Annotated in this window: 1 pseudogene; it reads right to left on the bottom strand. The window is 66.3% G+C overall.

The window, feature by feature from the left end:
• A pseudogene (locus EN939_RS28320) lies at positions 1 to 2,837 on the bottom strand (translocation/assembly module TamB domain-containing protein); the annotation flags it as partial.

Consider the following 2,837-nt stretch of genomic DNA (forward strand, 5'->3'; position numbering starts at 1 on the left):
CTTGATGTCGGCGGCCACCTTGTTGTCGGCAAGGCTGGCTTGCCCGTCGGCGGTCAGCGCACCCGAGGTCAACTTCAATCCGCCTATGTTGATGCTGCCGTTGGGGTCGCGCTTCAGTGTGGCGCTGATCTCAGCGCGTTCGCCAAGCATGCCGCGCGCCGCCGCCGGCAAGGCCGACGATGGGGCATCCGCCTTCAGATTGAGGTCTATGGCACCGTCTCGCAGCGATACCTGGCCGGCGACCTGGCTGTTCAGCGCATCGCTCTTGAGCGAGCCGCTGTCGATGGCAAACAGGTCGGCCGTCAGGCGGCCGCTGACGGCTGCCGTGACCTTGCCGGCGATCAGCGGCGCGATCACCGGATTGTCGAGACCGACCTTGTCCACCGACACCGTGCCGGAAACCGGCCCTGCACGGTTCTTGAGATCGAACGCATCCGAATGCAACGCCAGGGCAAGCCCGTCTACCCTCGCCGGACTGGTGACGATCGAGGGCAGGATCGCGGAGACATCCAGGCGGGCCCGCGTGCTCTCGCCCGCCACCTTTGCCGACAAGGACTGGATCTCGATCTTGACCGGGCTCTCGGCGCTGCCGACAGTCAGCGGCAGGCTGGGGCCGGATGAGATGAGATCGAGCGCAAAATCGCTGGCGCCGTTCGGGTTGAGGGTGCCGGTTGCCTTGCCGGAAACCTTGTCGCCGGTCAGCGTCGCCTGATCGAGCACCACGCCGCCGGCAATCGTGTAGCTGCCGGCCGCATCGACGGCGAGCGGTCCGAGCCCGGCCTGCCGGGTCTGGCTGGTTTCGATACCGGCCAGTTGCGCATTGAAGCGGACGTCGGGAGCGGCCGGCGGTCCCGTCAAACCAGCCGTGCCGCTGAGCGTGCCCACAGCATCGAGGCCGGGCGAAAATCCATTGGCGAGCGCCGCGGGCAGTGCCGAAAATTGCGCCGCGAGATCGAGCGTCTGGCCAGCTGTCCCGGACAAGGTCACCGAGCCGCCGCCGACGTCGAGCGCCAGCCTTTCGATGCTGGTCGTGCCGTTGGCGATGCTTAGTGTCGATGCCTGGGCGATTGCCGCCTTGATGCCACGAACCGTCGCCTCGCCCGAGGCAATCTCGATGCTCGTCGTGCCGTCGGCGATCTTCACCCGGCCGGCAGCGGTCGCCGGAATGCCCGCTATGGTGGCGCCGCCGGTAAAATTGGTCCAGTCGCCATCACGCTTCAGGTCGACGCCGATGCCGCCGATTTCCGTGGTCCCGGAGGTGACGCTGTCGGCCTTGATCGTACCTGATATCGCAGGCGCCTTGAGATAATTGGCGATCAGTGCATTGACTGTGATGGCCTTGGCCATCACCTCGCCGCGCGCGATCGATGTGCTCTTCGCATCGATCGCAACGGAGGGCGCGTCGCCATCCCCCGCGAAGCGGATGGTTCCGTCGATGTCTCCCGTTATCGCCTGGCCGGCAAGTGCGGCCAGCTGGTCGATGGCAGGTGCATCGAGCGTCAGCGTGCCGAGCGGCATGAATTTGTCGTCGAGCGCGAGATCACCCGAGACCTTGTTGTCGCCGAGCGAGACCAGAAAACCATTGATCGAACGCTTGCCTTCGCTCGTCACCAGCGCTGCTTTGATGTCGAGCGGCTGGTCGTCGACGGAGCCGGTCAGCGAGACATTGGCGGCGGGACTGGTGATATCGGCCTTGCCGCTAGCCGTCAGCTTGATGCTCTTCACCGTGCGGCCCGATGCCGTCAGGCTGTCGCTATCGGCGGTAACCGTGAAATCCGGCGCCGTCATGGCGCCGCTTGCCGACAGCGCGAAATCGACGCCACCGGCAACCGGCACGCCGACTGTCGGCGACAGCACCGAGACGTCGCCCAGTTTGCCCTTGATGTCGGCCTGGATGTCGGTGCCTTGCATGCTGGCCGTGCCGGCGGCGCTGAGCGTGCCGGAGGTGAATTCGATCGAATTGGCGGCGAAGGATCCCTGCGGATCGCGGGCCGCGCTGGCCGAGAATTTCACCCTAGCGCCGAGCACCGAGGCGATCTGCGGCGGAAAGGCCGTGGCCACGGCATCCGCGTTCATCTTGAGCTGCATCGACAGGTCGGCAAGCGCCACCGTCGCGGTCAGCGAAGCGTTGAGCGCGTCGGAACGCAGCGTGCCCTGGTCGATGGCAATGGCGTCCTTGCTGACCGACCCGGCCAGATCGACATCGATCTTGCCGGTGATCAGCGGCGCCAGCGTCGCCACGTCGGTGTTGAGGCCGCCCGCCTCCAGCTTGACGGTGACCGGCCCGGCGCGGTTCTGGATATCAAAACCGTCGGAATGGATCTGGGCCGCCAGGTCGTCCAGCCGCGTGCCGCCGGCGACGATGGAGACGAAGGAGGCGCCGACGTCGATGATCGGCGCCTTGCCGTCGCCGAAGGCCCGGGCGGTGGCATTGCTGATCGCCAGCGTGATCGGCTGCGCCTTGCTGCCGACGCTGATCACCACGGGCGGCCCCTTGGCGGCGAGTTCGACCGAGAGGTCGCTGGCGCCGGCAGGATCGACAATGCCGGTCGCGGTGCCGTGCACCGCATCGCTGTCGATGTTGGCGCGGTCGACACTGACGCCACCGGCCGATGTGGCGGTGCCGGCAATGTCGAAACTGGTCTTGCCGGCAAACAGCGGCTTGAGATTCTCAGGCAGGAAGCGAGCGAAATCGCCGTCGCCCTTGGCCTCGATATGATTGCCCTTGTCGGTCAGTTGGTGGCGACCCGTCAGCTGGGTGACGATCTTGCCGTCGACCGAGAACGTGCCGATGCCGTTCCAGTTGGCGAGCGGCCCGGTGCCCGAGACATCTATGT

The sequence above is a fragment of the Mesorhizobium sp. M7A.F.Ca.CA.002.05.1.1 genome (assembly GCF_003998335.1).
In the GTDB taxonomy this organism is placed as follows: domain Bacteria; phylum Pseudomonadota; class Alphaproteobacteria; order Rhizobiales; family Rhizobiaceae; genus Mesorhizobium.